The organism is Bacillus sp. D386 (genome assembly GCF_006346415.1).
The window spans coordinates 290728-312042 of the sequence record NZ_VEMV01000001.1; the positions used below are offsets into that span (position 1 = coordinate 290728).

General features: G+C 38.0%; 18 protein-coding genes. All 18 read right to left on the reverse strand.

Going from position 1 to position 21315, the window contains the following annotated elements; all coding sequences use genetic code 11:
- Positions 1-83 precede the first annotated feature (83 nt).
- Entirely contained in the window at positions 84-1043 is a 960-nt protein-coding gene (locus FHY45_RS01380) for an ABC transporter permease (protein WP_066100288.1), read from the reverse strand.
- Positions 1044-2096, reverse strand: coding sequence for an ABC transporter permease (locus tag FHY45_RS01385; protein WP_066100291.1), 1053 nt, complete (start codon positions 2094-2096; stop codon positions 1044-1046). It lies immediately after the preceding gene.
- Positions 2096-3622 (reverse strand): ABC transporter ATP-binding protein, encoded by a 1527-nt coding sequence (locus FHY45_RS01390; protein ID WP_066100293.1) that lies wholly within the window; start codon positions 3620-3622, stop codon positions 2096-2098. The genes FHY45_RS01385 and FHY45_RS01390 overlap by 1 nt, the downstream gene beginning before the upstream one ends.
- A 180-nt stretch (positions 3623-3802) precedes the next feature.
- The gene (locus tag FHY45_RS01395; protein WP_066100296.1) at positions 3803-4888 is read right to left on the reverse strand and encodes a BMP family lipoprotein; all 1086 of its coding nucleotides are present in this window, start codon (positions 4886-4888) and stop codon (positions 3803-3805) included.
- Positions 4889-4941: 53 nt separating this feature from the next.
- On the reverse strand, positions 4942-5667 hold the full coding sequence (locus tag FHY45_RS01400; RefSeq protein ID WP_066100299.1) for a GntR family transcriptional regulator: 726 nt from the start codon (positions 5665-5667) through the stop codon (positions 4942-4944).
- A gap of 478 nt (positions 5668-6145) precedes the next feature.
- Positions 6146-7231, reverse strand: coding sequence for a BMP family lipoprotein (locus tag FHY45_RS01405; RefSeq protein WP_066102259.1), 1086 nt, complete (start codon positions 7229-7231; stop codon positions 6146-6148).
- A gap of 443 nt (positions 7232-7674) precedes the next feature.
- Positions 7675-10008, reverse strand: coding sequence for a DNA translocase FtsK (locus tag FHY45_RS01410; protein ID WP_139891215.1), 2334 nt, complete (start codon positions 10006-10008; stop codon positions 7675-7677).
- A 110-nt stretch (positions 10009-10118) separates the two neighbouring features.
- Entirely contained in the window at positions 10119-10328 is a 210-nt protein-coding gene (locus FHY45_RS01415; RefSeq protein ID WP_139891216.1) for a YlzJ-like family protein, read from the reverse strand.
- A gap of 2 nt (positions 10329-10330) precedes the next feature.
- The gene (locus FHY45_RS01420; protein ID WP_373925464.1) at positions 10331-11029 is read right to left on the reverse strand and encodes a ClpP family protease; all 699 of its coding nucleotides are present in this window, start codon (positions 11027-11029) and stop codon (positions 10331-10333) included.
- 936 nt (positions 11030-11965) lie between these two features.
- The gene (locus FHY45_RS01425) at positions 11966-12418 is read right to left on the reverse strand and encodes a GNAT family N-acetyltransferase (protein ID WP_139891218.1); all 453 of its coding nucleotides are present in this window, start codon (positions 12416-12418) and stop codon (positions 11966-11968) included.
- 113 nt (positions 12419-12531) lie between these two features.
- Positions 12532-14199, reverse strand: coding sequence for a ribonuclease J (locus tag FHY45_RS01430; protein WP_139891219.1), 1668 nt, complete (start codon positions 14197-14199; stop codon positions 12532-12534).
- A gap of 335 nt (positions 14200-14534) precedes the next feature.
- Positions 14535-15410, reverse strand: coding sequence for a 4-hydroxy-tetrahydrodipicolinate synthase (gene dapA, locus FHY45_RS01435; RefSeq protein ID WP_066100317.1), 876 nt, complete (start codon positions 15408-15410; stop codon positions 14535-14537).
- Between the two features lie 26 nt (positions 15411-15436).
- Positions 15437-16690 carry an aspartate kinase gene (gene dapG / locus FHY45_RS01440; RefSeq protein WP_139891220.1) on the reverse strand — a complete coding sequence of 418 codons (1254 nt, stop codon included), beginning with the start codon at positions 16688-16690 and terminating at the stop codon, positions 15437-15439.
- Positions 16691-16763: 73 nt separating this feature from the next.
- Positions 16764-17807 carry an aspartate-semialdehyde dehydrogenase gene (asd, locus tag FHY45_RS01445; RefSeq protein ID WP_066100321.1) on the reverse strand — a complete coding sequence of 348 codons (1044 nt, stop codon included), beginning with the start codon at positions 17805-17807 and terminating at the stop codon, positions 16764-16766.
- Positions 17808-17988: 181 nt separating this feature from the next.
- Positions 17989-18582 carry a dipicolinate synthase subunit B gene (locus tag FHY45_RS01450; RefSeq protein WP_139891556.1) on the reverse strand — a complete coding sequence of 198 codons (594 nt, stop codon included), beginning with the start codon at positions 18580-18582 and terminating at the stop codon, positions 17989-17991.
- Positions 18582-19481, reverse strand: coding sequence for a dipicolinic acid synthetase subunit A (dpaA, locus tag FHY45_RS01455; RefSeq protein WP_066100326.1), 900 nt, complete (start codon positions 19479-19481; stop codon positions 18582-18584). Before dpaA ends, FHY45_RS01450 begins: the two co-directional genes overlap by 1 nt.
- A 119-nt stretch (positions 19482-19600) precedes the next feature.
- Complete coding sequence (locus FHY45_RS01460; protein ID WP_139891221.1) at positions 19601-19858, reverse strand: YlmC/YmxH family sporulation protein; 258 nt, start codon at positions 19856-19858, stop codon at positions 19601-19603.
- A gap of 148 nt (positions 19859-20006) precedes the next feature.
- Entirely contained in the window at positions 20007-21239 is a 1233-nt protein-coding gene (locus FHY45_RS01465) for a M16 family metallopeptidase (RefSeq protein WP_139891222.1), read from the reverse strand.
- Positions 21240-21315 lie beyond the last annotated feature (76 nt).

A 21315-nucleotide genomic window follows, 5' to 3' on the forward strand; every position in this document is an offset into this window, starting at 1 on the left:
TAGGTTAGAAAAAAAAAGACAAGGACTGCTCTTGCAATAAGAACAGCACTTGTCTTTGATTAAATCATGAATGAGTTTACCTTTTAACGTTTTCCTTTGATATATGGCGTACCGGATGCTTTTGGAGCATCTGCACGTCCAATAAATCCTGTTAAAGCCAGAATCGTTAATACATATGGCAAAATTAACATATATACATTCGGAATGTCACTAAAGAATGGCAGCATTGAGCTTACAATACTTAAACATTGCGCAAATCCAAAGAATAACGCTGCGCCCATTGCACCAATTGGATGCCATTTACCGAATATCATAGCTGCAAGCGCCATAAAACCTTGTCCGGATATTGTCGCATGAGTAAAGTCTAAAGCAATAGTCGAAGCATAAATAGCTCCACCCAACGCTCCCAGAATTCCACTTAAAATAACACCAATATAACGCATTTTATTAACGTTTATCCCCATTGTGTCAGCGGCCATTGGATGTTCACCAACTGAACGAAGGCGTAAACCAAACGGTGTTTTATAAATGGCATACCAGCAAATCACAGCAATCACAATCGCCAGAATCGAGGTTAAATATACATCTGAGAATAAAATTTTACCCAATACAGGTATATCACTTAAACCAGGTATATCAAAACTGTAAAATGGTTCAGCAATTTTATCAGTTTGTCCTTTTCCGTAAACTAATTTCACAAGGAACATACAAGCTCCAAGCGCCAACATATTAATGGCTACCCCACTGACTGTTTGGTCAGCCCTGAATGTTATAGATGCAACTGCATGCAATAGGGAGAAAATCCCACCAACTACCATAGCTACAACTAATGAAATCCAAGGAGTCCATTCATGAAATGTATCTGCAAATGTCAAGTTGAATACAATGCTTGTAAAAGCACCAACTACCATTAAACCTTCTAATCCAATATTTACTACACCAGAACGCTCAGAAAATACACCACCGAGGGCTGTCAGAATAAGTGGAGAGGCGTAAACAAGTGTAGAAGGAACAAGTATCGCTAGTATCTCTAAAAAACTCACTTATTCCACCCCCTTTTTCTTGCTAAACTTTCTCAGCATGAGACGAATAACATAACTGGATGCAACAAAGAATATGATTAAAGCTATAACTACATCAATGATTTCAGTTGGTATTCCAGTTTCCATTGGCATATTTAATGAACCATATTTCAATCCACCGAATAATAAAGCTGCAAGCACAACTCCAATCGCTGTATTAGCACCTAGTAATGCAACTGCGATTCCGTCAAAACCTACTCCTGTATGCGCCCCTTTTACACCAATATACTCGAATGTTCCAAGTCCTTCCATAGCACCAGCAAGTCCTGCAAAAGCACCAGAGATCAGCATGGCATAAACTATATTGCGATCTACACTGATACCTGCATATTTAGATGCATGCTGGTTAAAACCGACAGCTTTTAATTCGTAGCCTCTTGTTGTTTTCTCTAATAAAAACCACATTATGATTGCTCCAAGAATAGCTATCGCAAATCCCCAGTGTAATCTAGAGTTAATCGTCATTTCAGCTAAAAAGTCAGAACGTAAAGATGCTGATGGAGCAATCTTTTCAGTTTTGTCCATGTTATCTGTTAAAACGTAAGTGATAATATAGTTAACTACATGAAGAGAAATGTAGTTCATCATAATGGTTGTTATAACTTCATGCACTCTAAATTTAGCTTTTAAGAGACCTGGAATGAATGCCCATAAAGCACCAGCTAAAGCAGCAACAATGACCGCAAGCGGCAAATGGATGATTTTAGGAAGGTCAGTAAATAACGTTCCAATCCAAACAGCACCTAACCATCCCATTAAAAACTGGCCCTCAACACCAATATTAAAAAGTCCAGTCCTAAATGCAAAGGCAACGGCTAAACCTGCAAGTATATAAGGGCTCACTTGACGGATTGTCTCACCTATTGCATAGGAATCATAGAATATACCATCCCATAAAGCTCCATAACCAGCTATCGGATCATAACCGCTGACCCACATTACGATAGCACCTGCGATTAAACCGAGCAAGACAGCTATAACAGGGATTAATAAGTTCGATAATCTTTTATACATTAGCTTTTCCCCGCTTCCTTAACCTTACTTCCTGCCATTAATAATCCGAGTTCCTGTTCAGTCGTTTTCTTAGGATCAACAATAGCCACAATGGAACCTTCATATATAACAGCAATACGGTCACTAACATTTAAAATTTCATCCAGCTCAAAGGAAACAAGCAATACTGCTTTCCCCTGATCTCGTTGCTCAATTAAACGTTTGTGAATGAACTCAATAGCTCCTACATCAAGGCCACGTGTTGGCTGAGCAGCAATTAACAAATCAGGATTTCGATCTATTTCACGAGCAATGATCGCCTTTTGCTGGTTTCCTCCAGACAAAGCTCTTGCCGGAGTATACTCACTTGGAGTACGAACATCAAACTCTTTAATTAAAGTACGAGCTTTATTAAAGATATTTTTATAATTTAAGATTCCCCATTTTGAAAGTGGTTTTTGATAATATGTTTGGAGAACCATATTCTCGCCAATTGAATAGTCTAGTACAAGACCATATTTATGTCGATCCTGAGGAATATGCCCAATTCCTGTTTCTGTAATTTTCCTTGGACTCTTCTTCTGGATTTCAGTCCCATTTATAGAAATGGTACCGGATTCTGGTTTTCTCAGGCCAGTGATTGCTTCAATCAGCTCAGATTGTCCATTTCCATCGACACCTGCAATCCCCACAATTTCTCCTGCACGAACGGATAGGTTAAGGCTTCGAATTGCTTCAACACCACGGGAGTCTTTAACTACAAGATCTTGTATATTCAATACCTCTCCACTTGGATTTGCATCCTGCTTCACAGTTGTAAAAACCACTTCTCGCCCTACCATCAGACTCGCTAATTCATTAGGATTCGTTTCACTGACATTTACAGTACCAATTCCTTTTCCTTTACGAATAACCGTACAACGGTCACAGACTTCCATAATCTCTTTAAGTTTGTGAGTAATCAGTATGATGGATTTACCTTCAGTGATCAAATTTTGCATGATCTGTATTAACTCTTTGATTTCCTGTGGTGTCAATACGGCTGTAGGTTCATCAAAAATAAGAATGTCAGCTCCACGATATAGAGTTTTAAGGATTTCAACCCTTTGCTGCATACCTACAGAGATATCAGAAATCTTGGCATCCGGATCAATTTTCAATCCATATCTTTCTGATAACTGCCTAACTTCCTGGGCAGCCTCTTTTAAATCAATTTTTCCACCTTTGGTGGGCTCCTTACCAAGAATAATGTTTTCTGTTACTGTGAACGTATCAACAAGCATGAAATGCTGATGCACCATTCCTATGCCCAAGTCATTTGCAATATTTGGGCTTGTAATTTTTACTTCCTTACCATTTACACGGATTTCCCCTTGTTCTGGCTGGTAAAGACCGAACAAGACATTCATTAACGTGGATTTTCCTGCACCATTTTCTCCCAACAACGCATGAATCTCACCTTTTTTTAATTGCAAGGTGATATCATCATTTGCGACGATGCCCGGGAACTCTTTACGGATGTGCAACATCTCAATAACATAGTCCACAGTTTTTTCACTCCTTTTTCCAGAGAAGATTCATAAGTAAGATGACAAAAGAAAAGTTGCCAATCTAGTTTTAGCAACCTTTCCTTTACCATATTGCTTAAAGGTCTGATGTCAGACTGACATCAGCCAAGGTAATCGCAAGGGATAAGGATCACATCCTCATCCCTTACTAGGAAGTGCTTATTTTAAGAATGTATCTAAATCTTCACGAGTAGATGGTACTTTAATTTCTCCACTCTTAATCTTTTCTTTATATTCTGCAACTTTAGTTTTAATTTCATCTGACAAGTTTTCTTGTGAAGGTGCGATATCAACTGCATCATTTTCTAAACCAAATTCAACATTTTCTCCGCCAGGGAATTTGCCTTCCTTAGCAAGATTGGATACTTCCACAACTGCCAAATCAACACGTTTAATCATAGATGTTAATGTGATATTTTTGTCTGTACCAGGTACATCACCTAATGCTGCTTGGTCAGAGTCAACCCCAATAACCCAGATTTCTTTGCTTGGATCATTTTTAGTGATGTTAACTGCTTCTGTAAATACGCCTTTACCTGTTCCGCCGGCTGCATGGTAGATAATATCAATACCGGATTTATACATTGCTTGTGCTGTAGCTTTACCAATATCAGCTTTATTAAAATCACCTGCATATTTTACCTGAACATCTGCCTCAGGTTTAACTGATTTAACACCTGCTATAAATCCGCTCTCAAATTTTTTAATAAGTTCACTTTCAACTCCACCAATAAATCCAATTTTATTGGATTTAGTTTGCATCGCGGCTACTACACCTACCAGGAAGGATCCTTCATGCTCTTTGAATGTGATACTTGCCACGTTATCAACATCTACAACAGAATCAATTAATGCGAATTGGCTCTTAGGATTTTGCTCGGCAACTTCTGTAATGGAGTCAGACAATAAGAAACCTACCCCATAAATAAGGTCAAATTTTTGTCGTACCAGCTGATTTAAGTTAGTAGTGTAATCAGCATCAGATTTGGACTGGAGGTAATCATAACCGTTTTTACCTTTTTCAAGATTGTTATCTTTACCAAACTGTTGTATACCTACCCAAGCGGATTGGTTAAAGGATTTGTCATCAACCCCGCCTGTATCTGTTACCATGGCAACTGTGAAATTGTCCTTACCTTCTGTTTCACTGCTGTTACCTTTCTCTTCTTTGTTTCCACAAGCACCTAAAATTGTGCCCGCAGCCAGAACTAGTGACAATGCCATTCCAAATTTGCGTTTTTTCAAGGTCTTAACCCCCTATATTTTTTTGGCAGTAGTTCTCTTATTTTGCGCATAAATTATGTTCTTTTACGCAAAATATGAAAGCGAAATGTATCCGCTTTAAAGAAGTTGGCCGAGTATAGATATGGTTTGTCCTTACTATCATAGTGAGTTTGTTTTAGTAAAAGCAGAGCAGTGTCCAATTTGCAATTTAAAATAGGTGAAATCTTTTCGTGATAGCCATGTGGTTCGATATCAGCCACAGCGTATGTAATTTGTATACCGGCAGTTCTTTCTAAGACATGAAGTAATGATTCCTCTTGATAAAGAGATGGTTCCGGTAACACACGAACAGGTATCTTGTCCAAGCAATAAACGACAGGTTCCCCATTAGCAGTTCTGACTCGCTCGATTACTAAAAACTGATCCTCAATTTGACAGTCGAACCTTCGCATATCTTCTTCTGTTGCACCCTCTATGAATGAGTTTAAAAAAATTGTTCCTGGTTTCATGTTCGCTTCGCAAATCATATCTGTCACACTCTTTAATTGTTCAATTCCCGAAGAGAATAAAGGAGTGGAATTCACAAAAGTACCTACCCCATGCCTGCGTATAATCACATTATCCTCTTCCAAAATTCTGAGTGCTTCTCTTAATGTCGCTCTACTCACACCGAGTATTTTGGCCCATTCAGACTCAGATGGCAATTTTTCATGCTCCTTATAGATACCGGTTCTTATGTCCTGTCTAATCTTGTCGATTACTTGCAGATATAATTGTCGGTTGTCGTGTCTGATAGACATACTCTTTTCCCCCAGGAAATTTCCCACTCTCATTCTATTGATGTTATCTACTAACCACTCATAATTTATCATGTATTTCCAAAGAAAGAAATAGCTATTCACAAAAATATCATATTTTGGAAGCGTTACCTTATCCGTTTTTTTCCACGGAAATGTCGAAAAAACCCTGGTATATCTGACTTTTTTTCACGTAAGTCTTTTTTCCTACAAAAAAAGTTTATATATTATAAATATTCTGTTAAAACATAAACTGAAAAAAAATTCAATAAATATCTATTTTCCATCTAATCGCTAGGCTACCCTTTTGTACCATGTGACTGACTTTTAATATTTTTCTAAAATACCTTTCATATTCTTCTAGCCTAATTACGAAAGACTGGCATCGTGGTCCATCCTCAAAACTATTTTCCCTTTGCTAAGTCCTAATAGGTCCTTTAGAGATTAAAGGGATAAGGACCGAGGCCCTTATCCCTTTATCTTATTTTAAAAATGCATCAAGTTCTTTTTGAGTAGATGGTACTTTTATATCACCATTCTTAATTTTACCTTTATATTCATCAACTTTTTTAAGTATATCGTCAGATAAGTTATCTTTAGTCGGTGCAATATCAACACCATTATTTTCAAGACCAAACTCTACGTTCTTTCCTCCTGGGAAGGATCCTTCCATCGCTTGTTTTGAAACTTCTTGTACAGCTAAGTCAACACGCTTAACCATGGAGGTGAGCGTTACGTTCATGTCTGTACCGCTGATTTCACCTTCATCAGCTTGGTCTTTATCTACACCAATTACCCATATATCTTTTTCAGGATTGCTTTTCTTAATGTTTTTTGCCTCAGTGAAGACTCCTTTACCACCATTTCCTGCTGCGTGATAAATGACATCAATACCTGATTTATACATAGCTGATGCTGTTGCTTTACCAAGAGATGCATCACTGAAACTTCCTGTATATTTCACTTGTACTTCAGCATTAGGATTTACTGTTTTAACACCAGCAATAAAGCCCTTTTCAAATTTTTGAATTAGCGGGTTCTCTATTCCACCTACAAAGCCAACTTTATTGGATTTTGTTTGCATACCGGCAATAACACCTACAATAAATGAACCTTCATGCTCCTTGAATGTGATACTTGCAACGTTATCAGCTTCAACCACTGAGTCGATAATTGCAAATTTCCCATCCGGATTTTGATCAGCCGCTTCTTTAATTGCATCCTCCATTGTGAATCCGACACCATATATTAAATTATACTTTTGGCGTACAAGTTGGTTTAAGTTTGTGGTGTAATCAGCATCTGATTCAGATTGCAGGTAGGTATAGCCGTTTTTACCTTCTTTTAATCCATTCTCTTTACCAAAAGCTTGAATACCTTCCCATGCAGATTGATTGAAGGATTTGTCATCAATACCACCTGTGTCACTAACCATTGCGACAGTGAAATTATTTTTCTCATTGGCCGTGCCGCCTTCATTGCTCTCCTCTTTGCTTCCGCAAGCACCAAGAATGGTACTAGCAGCTAGCACAAGAGACAAAGCCAGTCCAAATTTACTCTTTTTCAACATAACAACCTCCAAAATAATTAGTCGGTGCTCCATATAGTATGAGCTTTTCCCTATCCTTTTACACATAACATCGTTTTAGATGAATCTGTTAAATGATTATAGAAAATCCATACTTAAATGGTGCATTGTGTACTTGGGTACAATTTTTCGCTTTTGTATTATACAAATATGTACAATAAATAAGTGCATGTACTTCTTATCCGGAAAAATTATTTCCTGATAATTATATATATATATGTTTGCTAATTCGATTTTAATTTAACATGAATTTAAGTAAAAATAAATAAATTATCCTAATATAAAATTATTGATAACTTTTTGAAAAAATACTCACTTATAAAATTTCTTTACAGTTCAAAATTCAGTTATTTAACATACTAAAAAACCCAAAAGTTAGTTTTTAAATCTAACTTTCGGGTTTGGTATCTATACTGCTCTTTTTATGAATTACTAGCTTGATCGAAGTCCTTGGGAACAAGTACAGTTCTTGGTTTGCTTCCTTCATACGGACCAACGACACCGCGAGCTTCCATCTCATCGATCAAACGTGCAGCCCTTGTATACCCAATCCTGAATCGTCTTTGGAGCATCGAAACAGAGGCGGTTTGCATATCAGCAATTAATTTGACGGCTTCATCATATAAGTCATCTGTTGATTCACTTACTGTTTCCTGAACTTCATCCGGAATCATATTCTCTTGATATTGGGCTCTTTGCTGAGAAATCACGAAGTCTACTACATCTTCCACTTCCTGATCTGATAAAAAGGCACCTTGTACCCGTACTGGCTTTGACGCACCTACAGGCAGGAATAACATATCCCCGCGACCGAGAAGTTTTTCTGCCCCTCCCATATCTAATATGGTTCTTGAATCAATTTGGGAGGAAACACTAAAGGCAATCCTTGATGGTATGTTAGCTTTTATAACTCCTGTTATAACATCTACAGATGGCCGCTGGGTTGCAATAATCAAATGTATGCCTGCAGCCCTTGCCATTTGTGCAAGCCTTGTTATCGCATCCTCCACCTCGCTGGACGCAACCATCATAAGGTCTGCCAACTCATCCACAATGACAATAATATATGGCAATAAAGGATTTTTTTCGCCTTCTTCTAAATTTTGTCTCGTCACTAAGTCATTGTACCCCTCAATATTTCGAGTTCCTGAGTGGGAAAACAGCTCATAACGTCTTTCCATTTCCATAACAACTTTCTTTAATGCCTGAGCTGCTTTTTTAGGATCCGTTACAACTGGAGCTAATAGATGAGGAATTCCATTATAAACATTTAACTCCACCATTTTTGGATCAATCATCATCATTTTAACTTCATGTGGTTTTGCTCTCATGAGTACACTAGTAATGATTCCGTTAATACAGACACTTTTCCCGCTTCCGGTTGCTCCGGCTACGAGTAAGTGAGGCATTTTATTCAGTTCAGCAGAAACTGCTTCACCTGATATGTCTCTACCCAAAGCAATTAATAGTTTAGAACCGCTTTTTTCAGAAGGCTGTACCTCGAGAACCTCTCTTAATGAAACGACTGCTACATCTGAATTAGGCACTTCTATCCCAATCGCTGATTTACCTGGGATTGGTGCTTCAATACGTATATCCTTAGCAGCGAGCGCTAATGCCAGATCGTCTGATAATGACACAATCTTACTAACCTTTACACCTACATCAGGATGTACTTCATATTTCGTAACTGCAGGTCCTAAGTGAACTTGAGTGACCCTAGCTTTCACTCCAAAGCTTTTAAAAGTACTCTCTAATTTCTCAGCATTTGTATGTATTAATTCATATTCTCCACTTTGATCTGCTTTTTTTGGTGACTTCAATAGCGATAATTTTGGAAGTTTATAGTCCACATTTTCAACTTCTGTAAAATTCATATGTGGCACAGGTTCAGCAGGAGCTTCTGTGCTATCATTTGGTTTACTTATCTGATCATCATTTTTCTTATCATCAATTTCCTCATCCAAATAGGCACGATCAGCAAAATTCGAAATAATTCTTTCTTCAAGTGTATCTTCTTTTTCTGGATTACTTCCCTCATCTTGTAGTACTGAGGAAGCTTGTACCGATTCACTTTTACTTTTAGCTTTCTGGTTTTTGTTTTTATTCTTTGAAGTCTTAGGCTCTCGCAGTTCAGCCATAAACGATTTCCACTGGCTGACGATAAATCTTCCAATCGCACCAAGTACTTTGCCAATTGAATCACTTAAGCCTTTACCGGTTATAAGAATTAAACCTGCAACAATCAATAAAAATGAAATAAATTTACTGCCGGCATCTGCAAATAAAAAATGGAAGACGGCATAAAGGATTGCACCTATCATCCCACCGCCAAGATCAATGGTACTTGCAGTTCCCTGTAATTCCATCCAAAAGATTTCCCAGGTATTTAAAATGACACTTGGCTGGGTAAATCCATTATTAGAGGACAAATTCTCAAATAAAATAATATGTGATGAGAGTAAGATTGCTAAAATAATGAAGTATATACCGACCAGCTGGCGTTTAAAAAAGAACGGAATCTCTCTTTTCCACATTAGGAACACACCAAAGACCATTAAGCCAAGCAGAAGTAAAATGTACCACTCACCCATAAAAAACCTAGAAAGAAACACGAATGAAGTACCTACTGCCCCAAGCTTTGCCATCGCAATCGCAGAAAACCCAAATATAGAAAGTCCCGATATTTCATATTTTAAAGTTGACTTTATTTGGTCACCTTTTTTGGAGCGAGATTTCTTTTTTTTCTTACTCATTCGACCACCCGTATTTCATATAGAATTAAAAACGAAAGAAAGCAGCCAACTTGGCTGCCTTTACCCCGTTCACCCTTTATTATAGCATAAATAATACACACTGACTGCTATTACAGGTTGTTAATTACCGCTCCTGGCGCAAGTGTCTCTGATAAGTAATCATTCGGATCTGTACTGATAATCCGGTTAACCTTTACTGCTCCATTAGGTAATCTTTCACCAATAAACGGAATACCATCCTTCTTAAACATTTCATGACTGGCTTGATATAATTCTTCATACATCAAAGTATCCAAAGGCATAATTGTATAAAAAGTCATATTTAATCTCCTTTCGAAGAGTCACTTTTTTCTCTTATCATCTCGTTAAGCTTTGAAATCGCTGCACCGATTCCGCCAACCTCATCAATTAAACCTGTTTTCACAGCATCTTCCCCCACTACATTTGTTCCAATATCTCTCGCAAGATTTCCTCTCGCAAACATCAAATCCTTAAATGTGTCTTCATTAATGTCTGAGTGCTTGACCACAAAATTCACAACCCGATCCTGCATTTTATCAAGATATTCAAATGATTGGGGTACTCCGATTACAAGTCCTGTAAGACGAATAGGGTGAATTGTCATAGTAGCTGTTTCTGCTATGAAAGAATAGTCACAGCTAGTTGCAATAGGGACGCCGATACTATGACCTCCCCCCAAAACGATAGATACAGTCGGCTTTGATAGAGAAGCAATCATTTCTGACATAGCAAGCCCTGCTTCCACATCACCCCCAACGGTATTTAAGATAACCAATAACCCTTTAATATCAGGATTTTGTTCTATTGCCACCAGCTGTGGAATAACATGTTCATATTTTGTTGTTTTATTCTGTGGAGGTAATTGTACATGACCCTCTATTTGCCCTATAATCGTTAAACAATGGATGGTTGAATCTTTTGGCAACTGCGGCACATTGGTTTGTCCCAAAGCTTGTATCTTATCTACAAGTGCACTGGGAGCTCCCTTATTATCATCCACTGGCTTTTCCTCATGAGGTACCTCTAACTTTTTATCCACTCTTAATCCCCCTCTACAAAAACGCTCTCCCCTTTAGTATGTACAGCGGAATCATTTCCATTCAATTTGAGGGGCACTTAGTACATACAAAAAAAAGAATCCTTATTTAGGATTCTTGAGGAGAAACAATCGTTTAACACCTTAGGAGACTCAACCATGCATCAGCTGATTATAACTTTTTACTGCCCGGTACTTCTGTACAAACTTTTCAGCTGAAGTGTGTTAGTTCCGCATTATAAAGGTTTCTTTACACCTTTTACGTTTACCTTGAAAACACACTGCATATTCAATTATTGGTTACTCATACCCGATTTTCCATTTCAATCAATCCTGATTATGTGGAACTAAACAACCATTCCACTCTTATCCAATTGTGACCATCACCTTGCCTTTTTTGGTTTTTCATTTGGTAAGAATCCTATTATTATTAACTCCACCCTTTTGAAAAATATCCGGTGAAAGGCTTTTGGTTAAACATATCTGGACTTTTTTATACTGAAACTTCTTACTATCCAGTATAAATCTGTCTTTCAATCCTTCCCCATTTGAGTTAATTTCCTAAGAATTCACCATTAGAATTAAACCACATTATCACATTTGTTTAAGATTCACATAATCCTTTTAGAAATAGTTTCGATCATATATCGTTCACTCTTATTACTTAAGCTTCCTTTTACGGAACGAACACTATATGATTGAGTCACCTGAAGTGTTAAACTTTATTGTTTCCTCCTTTCTTATTTATATAATACCCATTTCTAAGAGAATAAACCGTTTTCATTTAAATTTTTTTTATTTTTTTTGATTGGTGAAATTACTTCCATATCATCAGTCTTAAATGTGAGCAGAAACAAAACAGAGCGGCTTTTCTATAACAAGCCGCCTGTAACCTTAAAACTAAACTAGATGCTTTTCGTAATGAACCCTATCTTTCTCATTACTTGTATCTTGTTCACTAGCTGTATACCCATTTCTCTCCCAAAATAATTTGATTCTGTTGTTATCACTTCTCACATTCAGTGTAGTTTTTTTAAATCCACGCTTGATAAATAGATCCTCCAATTCATAGTAGGCTGTAGTACCATAACCAAATCCCTGGTAATCTGCATGAATGATCATCAGATTAATCGTAACGAGCTGCTCCTCTTTATGCTCCATAAAAGCAGTTAGTCCAATATACGTATCCTCGGCTTTAATCAAATAATCACCTTGGTTTGAAGTCAATAATTTTAACACTTCCTCCCTATTTTTCGATATACCGTACTCATTATCAAAATAGGAAGAATTAGAATCCATCATTTCTTTTGCTATATATAAATTCTCTTCTGTTACGCGTTCAAATGTAATCACTATGTATCACTCTCCCATTCTTCTTTAATTCATAAACTAGCCTATCTTTTTCACCAGGAACTTACCCGAATAAGAAAAATGGCTATCCGCTGGATAGCCATTTACGTCCTTTTTTACACTTCCATAATAATTGGTAAAATCATTGGGCGTCTTTTTGTTTTATCGAACAAATAATGATTTAGACTATCACGGACTTCCTGTTTCATTCCGGCCCAGTCAAAATGGTCTTTAGAAGTATTTTTGATTACAATCTCACGCACAATATTTGTTGATTGTTCCATTAATGATTCTGATTCTCGAACATACACAAATCCACGTGATATGATTTCAGGACCTGCTACTATACTCTTATCCGCACGGCTTAAAGTCACAACTACAATTAGAATTCCGTCCTGAGATAGCAAACGGCGGTCACGCAAGACAATATTTCCTACATCACCAACGCCACTTCCATCAATCAAAACATTCCCAGCAGTCACTTTTCCAGCGCTTTCAATCGAGTCATTTGTTATTTCAATAACCTCACCATTTTCTGGTATATGGATTTGATTTTGGTTAAAGCCAATTGATTTTGCAATGCGCATATGAGCAATTAGCATTTTATAGTCACCTTGGATGGGAATAAAATACTTCGGTTTCATGAGGTTAAGCATCATTTTTAGCTCTTCCTGGCTGCCATGGCCCGATACATGGATTTGATTTTTACCAGCTACTACCTTTGCACCTGCTCTAAATAATAAATCGATAGTCCTGGACATAAGCAATTCTCCGCCATGGACAGCATTAGCCGCCAATAATACAGTATCACCTTGCTTAATATTAACTTGTTTATGACCATGCTTAGCCATTTTTTGCAGTGCTTCAAATGGCTCTCCCTGCAATCCAGTCGCAAGGATAATTATTTCACGATCTTCATATTGGTCGATCTCAGTTATCGGAATCAACACATCCTCATGGACATCCAAATAATTAAATTCCAAGGCAATTTCCAATACTTTTTCCATAGATTTACCGACAACCGCTACTTTTTTATGATTATCAAACGCAGCATTGAACACTTGCTGTAGACCGTTAAGATTAGATGCATAGCATGCTACAATAATTCTGCCTTTTGCATTGTAAAATTCATCAGACATATTTCTTGCAACAAGGGATTCAGAAGGTGTAAATCCAATCCGTTCTGCTCCTGAGCTATCTGATAATAGACAGAGAACTCCTGACTCACCGATTGCTGCCATTTTGCCAATTTCCGCTTTGTAAAGTCCCTGGGCAGCCTGATCAAATTTAAAATCACCCGTATAAACGATTGCACCATCTTTTGTTTCAATACAGATTCCAACAGAATCAGGAATGCTGTGATTTGTTTTGAAAAATGTGATTCTTGCAGAAGAAAAACGCAGGGATGTATTTGAATCTATTACTTCAAAGTCAACATTTAAATTTTCGTTAATTTCTGCGATTTTGGATTTTGTTAATTCTATGCTCAATCTTGTACCATAAACCGGTGCATCCAATTCCTCAATAATATAAGGGAGTGCACCAATATGATCCTCATGACCATGGGATAGAAAAATCCCCTGAATTCTTTCTTTATTTTCGATAAGGTAAGAGATATCTGGAATTACTACATCTATTCCAAGCATTTCGGTTTCCGGAAACATTAACCCGGCATCCAGCACAAATATATCTTCGTCTACTTCGACGAGATACATATTTTTTCCAATCTCTCCTGCTCCGCCTAATGCAATTACTTTGATCTTCTGTCTAATTTGTTTAACCAATTTATTGTTCCTCCTGTTATCAACTACTCGTCCATTTTCCAGTTGAATCCATTATAACCGATAGTGTATCGGCATGCCACTGACATCATCTTTTTAGATTTATCTATGAATTCCGACTATCGTTCTTTTTTTGAAAATATGCTTTTCTTTAGGTTCATAATATATATACACTGCTGTTTGTTTGCTATAGGCATAACAAAAAAAGCAGACATCTTCAATGCTAACTAAACATGTATAAAAAAGAATATGTATAAAATTGTACTAAATAGATAGATAAGCCAATCGCATTGGATTGGCTTATCCTCAACAGACTCTAAAAACAGACAAACTAAGCATTATTTTAATGTATTTAATAGATTTATCAATGTGTTCCGTTCAACTTCATTCATTGGTACAAGAGGCAAACGAACAGACCCAACGCTCATACCCTTGATTTGCAAGGCTGTCTTTAAAGGAGCTGGGCTTGGTGTCAAAAATAACCCCTCAATGACTGGCAGTAATTTCTGGTGCATTTGGGCTGCCTCAGCCATTTCACCAGCGTAGAAATGTTCAATCATTTTTTGGATGTCACGTCCGATTATATGGGAGGCCACCGAGACCACACCTGCTCCTCCAATTGAAAGTACAGGTAAAGTTAAACCATCATCTCCACTGTATAAATCGAAATCATCCGGTGTGTTGGCAATAATTTTTGTCATTGCATTTAAATTACCGCTGGCCTCTTTTACAGCAACAATATTCGGAATCTCTGACAGGCGAATAACGGTTTCCGGATGAATATTCGTCACCGTTCTGCCTGGCACATTATAAATCATGCACGGCAGAGTAGTAGCATCCGCCACAGATTTGAAATGTTGATATAGCCCCTCTTGGTTTGGTTTATTATAATAAGGCGCTACAAGCATAATCGCATCTACACCGGCCGCTTCCGCCTTCTTTGTTAAATGGATGGACGCATACGTATTATTTGAGCCAGTTCCTGCTATCACAGGGATGCGTTTGTTTACAATTTTCACGACATATTCAAATAATGCCACTTTTTCTTCTGTTGACAAGGTTGGGGATTCACCAGTAGTTCCTGAAACCACCAGTGAATCTGTGCCTGTTTCAATTAAGTAATCTATGAGTTTTGCAGTCTTACCAAAATCAATATTTCCTTTATTATCAAAAGGTGTAACCATCGCGGTGGACACGCGTCCAAAAAGACCCATATTTCCACTTCCAATCTTATATTTTATTATTCCGCAAGTTCTTCCCATTCAAACAGATCATCGTCCATTAAATGGAGATTAAAGGCATTATGAAGAGCATTTACAGCTTCTACTAAATCTTCTTCTTTAACTAATACCCATATCGTTGTGTGGCTATCTGCGGATTGCAGAATCTGTATGCCTCGTTCTGATAATGGAGTAACAATTTTCGCTGTTACTCCCGGCACTCCCGTTATCCCGGCTCCAACGACAGACACTTTGGCACAGTTTGATTGGATACCAGGCTCATATCCTAATTCACGTAATACCGAAATTGCCTTATTAGCATCGTTGTTGGAGACAGTATACACAGCACCATTTGGATAAATATTAATAAAATCAACGCTTATGCCTGAATTCGCCATCGCTGTAAAGACTTCCGCCTGCAGATCATACTGATCTTCCTTAGCCTTTACTTTTATCTGAGTGATATTGCTTACATGGGCAATACCAGTAACAAGACGTTCCTGTATATCACTGCCTCGACGGTGTTTCGGATGACCTGTAACCAGCGTACCCTCACCTTCAGCATAGGTTGAACGGATTCGCATCGGCACCTTTGCCTGCATCGCAATTTCAACAGCACGTGGATGAATGACCTTAGCCCCCTGGTAGGCCATGTTACATACCTCTGTATAGGTTACTACTGACAGCGGTCTGGCTTGTTCCGCAATACGGGGATCAGCTGTCATAATTCCCTCTACATCCGTAAAAATGTCAACATACTCTGCCTTCAGTGCAGCTCCAAGGGCTGCAGCAGATGTATCACTGCCGCCGCGCCCTATCGTTGTAATATCGCCATTTTCAGCAATACCCTGAAAACCAGTCACAACGATAACGTCTGATTTTCCTAGCTCATCAATCAGTCTATCGGTCTTCATTTCCATTATTTTTGCATTTGTATAGTCATTATTTGTTCTGAAACCGGCCTGTCCGCCAGTTAAGGCAGTCGCTCGAATTCCTTTTTCTAAGAGCATATTGGTAAATACAACCGCTGAGATTATCTCTCCGCAAGATAATAGCAAGTCCTGCTCACGTTCCCCCAAGTACATTCCTTTTTCATTAACAAGTGAAAGTAAGGAATCCGTTGCATATGGATCACCTTTTCTTCCCATTGCAGATACAACAACCACTATTTTGTACCCTTTGCCTATACCTCTTTTTATATGTTGAAACGCATACTCTCTGCTCTCTGCATCTTTTACAGAGGTACCGCCAAACTTTTGAATGATGATCTTCACTTTTTACACCCCAAAATGAGCCTTCCTACTTTAGAGAAAATAAGAAGGCCAAGATATCCTATCATTTCAATAATTACACTAGCCCTAATCGAATAAGGCTCTCTGCAATTTGAACAGAATTCCAGGCGGCCCCTTTTAATAGGTTATCGGAAACAACCCACATATGGAACCCGGCATCTTCGTCCAAATCTTTCCTTACTCTCCCAACAAAAACTTCATTCTTCCCAACACAATCTGCCGGCATTGGATAGACTTGATTGGCGGGATCATCCTGAAGGACAATTCCAGGAGCATTTAGTAATATTTCTTTTACTTGCTCAGCACTGACACCGTTATTTTCAATTTCTATATACACGGATTCTGAATGACCAACTGCGATTGGAAGGCGAACGCATGTTGCTGCTACCTGCAGTGACGGCAAATGCATAATTTTCTTCGTTTCATTTACCATTTTCATTTCTTCAAATGTATACCCATTCTCACCGAAAACATCAATCTGAGGAATAGCATTAAAAGCTATCTGATAATGTTTTTCCGCACCTTTAACAGGTAATATAGATGGATTAACAGTCTTACCGGCTAAAATATCGCTTGCTTGCGTATTTAATTCCTCAACAGCTGCTGCACCCGCTCCAGAAACAGCCTGATAAGTGGAAACAATAATTTTTTTAAGTCCATAGGCTTTCCTGATTGGTTCAAGTGCTGCTACCATTTGGATTGTCGAACAATTAGGGTTAGCTATGATTCCCTGATGCTTACGAAGATCATCCTCATTCACCTCAGGAACTACAAGCGGAACATTTTCGTCCATACGGAAGGCACTTGTATTATCCACAACGATAGCACCCCTTTTAACAGCCTCAGGAGCTAATGCTTTAGATATACTTCCGCCAGCACTAAACAGGGCAATGTCTACCCCTTCAAAGCTCTCTGGCTTTGCTTCCTGTACTGTTATGGTCTCTCCATTAAATTCGATTTGTTTACCTGCTGAACGAGAAGAGGATAACAGACTTATCTTCCCAATAGGGAAATTCCTTTTTTGAAGAGTGTCAATCATTTGCTGTCCAACTGCACCAGTAGCCCCGACTACAGCTACGTGTAATTTTTTTTCATTCATGTTTGTTACCCCTTCCTATAAAATTAGGTATTTATTTTCATGTAAACTACTAGAAATAATAAGATATGCTGTCATAGCTATTTATATATTTTTTATAAAAGGAGCAACCTTCTTTTCAGAACAATGAATATATTCTTCTATAAAATATATCATAAGATATCTTTTTTTTAAATCATGCACTTTAATCTCTGTATTTTTCGATGATAATAGGCTGGATTTGTTTTGCCTCAAGAGCATATTCCACCGTTTCCACGAGACTTTCCATTCGGGCAACCATAGAATTTGGTTTTTTTTCAGGATCATCCTGGCCAAATGGAATGAAGTATATGTCCTTAGTGCTTAAGAGTCTCATTAAATTCACACCATTTAAACCTAGGGCATCATTTGTCGATATACCGAGAACAACTGGGCGATGATTCCGAAGTGTAGCTTTTGCAGCCATTAAAACGGGTGAATCATTTTGTGCATTTGCAAATTTACTCATCGAAACACCTGTCAGGGGTGCAATCACCATACAATCCAACGGATATTTGGGACCTAAAGGCTCCGCATCGACGATGGTATCAATCGCTTTTCTGTTTGTCAGTTTTTCTATTCTTGCTATCCAATCCTCTCCCTTGCCAAATCTTGTGTCGGTATTTTTAACAGTATAACTGACAACAGGGACAACCTCGGCTCCTGCATGTACCAGCTTTTCAATTTGTGGATATACTTCATCATACGTACAGTGCGATCCTGTCAATCCAAACCCTATTCTCATCCCCTTAACATCCATCATGGTGTCTCCCTTCCATTTCCTAAATCATCCAACAATAACTGTCCCAGCACATTTGCAATAATCTGACCGGCTGTCTTTGGGGCCACTATACCGGGTAACCCTGGTGCTAATATGGCTTTAACTCCACGTTTTTCTGCATATCTAAAATCTGTTCCGCCCGGTTTCGAAGCCAAATCAATAATCAACGTTCGGGACGGCATCCTTGAAATAATTCCTGCGGTAATGATTTTGTGAGGAATCGTATTAATACAAATATCCACATTTTCAACCACAGATTCCAACGCAGATAAATGGAAGGGAGTTAACCCCATTTCCTCTATTCTGGCTATATGTTCTGATTTACGGGCACCAACTTGAACTTTGGCCCCCAGTCCATGGAAAGCACGTGCCACACTCATTCCCACTCTTCCTAATCCAAGAACAATCACATTTGATCCGTGTATCGTAAAATCTGTATGCTGAATGGCCATCATAATGGTACCTTCTACTGTGGGAATAGAATTATAAATAGCTACATCATCTCGTTCAAATAATTGAACTAGTTTACGGTTTGCCTGTTTCGTTATATTTATTAAATAATCATTGCTTATACCGGAATAGATTGTACAATGTTCCGGTGTCTCCTTTAAAAAAGCTTCTGTCAGGATGACTTGCATATTTGAAAAAATGGTATCCAGCTTACCTTCCATATTTGTGCCAGCAACAGGCAAAATAATCGCATCCAGCTCTTTTACCGGCAAATCTTCCAGTTTTTCCTTTACTGCTCCCGTGTATGCATGTGCTAACTGTTCAAAACCTGTTAAATATACCTTTGCGTCCAACTCGGTTAATTTTCGAATCACTTCAAGCTGCCTGGCATCTCCACCAAGAACGGCAATATTCATTCCTGTGAGCATGGAAGATTTTCACCTTCTTTATTTTTTAAAGATCAATTCATACAACCCATAGTATGAAATACAGGAACCAGACGTGATAAAAACGAGGTAAACAAAAAAAAAACGCCCTTCGGCGTTTTTTAAGTTTCCTTTATTGAATTTCCATCAGGAATATCAATGATGACCATATCCGTACCAATCTTTTTTATTTGACTCCATGGCACACGGACCTCATCACCATTCTTTCTAAAACCAAACCATTTTCCAGATGGGATTAAAAGGGCGGTTATTTGTCCGGTTAACTCATCGATCTCAAGGTCAGTTTGACCAAGGACGCCCAATCGTTCTGCTTTTTTTACATCCACAATTTCTTTGCCACTTAATTCGCTCAGCTTCATTTTAGGACACTCCTATCACATTCTGCTTAATCTCACTATATGAATGAGTGACATCCTTTTAGAAGAAAAAGTTGTTCCAAACACGCAAAAAAACAAGCCGGCGCAAAATCCAATGGATGTTCACGCCAGCTTGCCAGAGATTTATTTTTTAATCTAAGTTCCACTCATCTTGCGGACCCAATAAAGCTGCTGCATAGGAGTCTGTAAAAATATCTTCTATACACTGATTTACGCTGTTAAGCGAAACAGCATCGATTAATTCAACTATGTCATCAAGAGTTCGATGTCTACCCAATAACAGCTCATTTTTACCGTTACGGCTCATTCGGCTGTTTGTGCTTTCTAAGCTTAGCATCAAACTTCCTTTCAGCTGCTCTTTACAGTTATCAAGCTCTTTGGCAGTAATGCCGTAATTACGCAATTCAGTAAGAGTTTCCTGTATTGTATCATAAAGCTGATGAACTTGATTTGCCCCTGTTCCACCATAAATAACCACCATACCATTATCCTGATAGGAGGTATGATAGGAATAGACACTGTAAGCAAGCCCTTTTTCTTCTCGCACATTTTGGAATAAACGGCTGCTCATAGATCCTCCAAGTACATTGTTCAGAGTGATTAAGCTATAAATATTTTCATTGCCTATATCATAACCGTTATACCCAAGACATAAATGGGCTTGTTCGGTATCTTTTTTTCTGACAATCTTATTGGTATGGAAAGTTGGTTTTTCCAATTCAGGACGTGCTGTACCGCCTTCATAGCTTCCAAATAAACCTTCAACCTGCTTGATAAAACTCTCATCCACATTTCCTGCAATCGAGATTACCACTTTATCAGGTGTATAGTGATTATAGACATATTGTTTCAATGTCTCTGAATTAATGGTATCAAGAATTTTATCTGTACCTAAAATAGGGTAACCAAGCGGGTGTTTTTCGTAAACAGCCTGGCTTAAAATATCATGAACAATATCATCAGGTGTGTCTTCATACATCTTAATCTCTTCGCAAACTACATTTTTTTCTTTTTTCAATTCCTCTTCAGCAAATGTAGAATTAAAGAACATATCACCAAGAACATCCAGCGCATAAGGTGCATGATCGTCCAATACTTTGGCATAGTAGCACGTATATTCTTTTGAGGTGAAAGCATTTACCTGACCGCCAATCCGATCAAATGATTCGGCTATTTCTTTGGCAGATCTTGTTGTTGTTCCTTTAAAAAACATATGCTCCAAGAAATGCGAAATTCCATTATTTAAGGAATCTTCATTTCGGGAACCGGTTTTAATCCAAACACCAATCGCCACTGAACGAACAGTAGGGATTGTTTCCAATACGATACGGACCCCATTTTGACAAGTATATTTTTTTATCAACAAATGTTCCTCCTATTCATGATGCCCCTCTTTATTACCATACCCAATATGTATACATTTTTATAGCATAGAGAAA

Excerpts from the sequence above, each read along its gene's own strand:
- FHY45_RS01385 (WP_066100291.1), bottom strand. The coding sequence starts at position 2,096 with ATGTATAAAAGATTATCGAACTTATTAATCCCTGTTATAGCTGTCTTG.
- FHY45_RS01400 (WP_066100299.1), bottom strand. The coding sequence starts at position 5,667 with ATGTCTATCAGACACGACAACCGACAATTATATCTGCAAGTAATCGAC.
- FHY45_RS01410 (WP_139891215.1), bottom strand. The coding sequence starts at position 10,008 with ATGAGTAAGAAAAAAAAGAAATCTCGCTCCAAAAAAGGTGACCAAATA.
- FHY45_RS01415 (WP_139891216.1), bottom strand. The coding sequence starts at position 10,328 with ATGACTTTTTATACAATTATGCCTTTGGATACTTTGATGTATGAAGAA.
- dapA (WP_066100317.1), bottom strand. The coding sequence starts at position 15,410 with ATGGGTCTTTTTGGACGCGTGTCCACCGCGATGGTTACACCTTTTGAT.
- asd (WP_066100321.1), bottom strand. The coding sequence starts at position 17,807 with ATGAATGAAAAAAAATTACACGTAGCTGTAGTCGGGGCTACTGGTGCA.
- FHY45_RS01450 (WP_139891556.1), bottom strand. The coding sequence starts at position 18,582 with ATGGATGTTAAGGGGATGAGAATAGGGTTTGGATTGACAGGATCGCAC.
- dpaA (WP_066100326.1), bottom strand. The coding sequence starts at position 19,481 with ATGCTCACAGGAATGAATATTGCCGTTCTTGGTGGAGATGCCAGGCAG.
- FHY45_RS01460 (WP_139891221.1), bottom strand. The coding sequence starts at position 19,858 with ATGAAGCTGAGCGAATTAAGTGGCAAAGAAATTGTGGATGTAAAAAAA.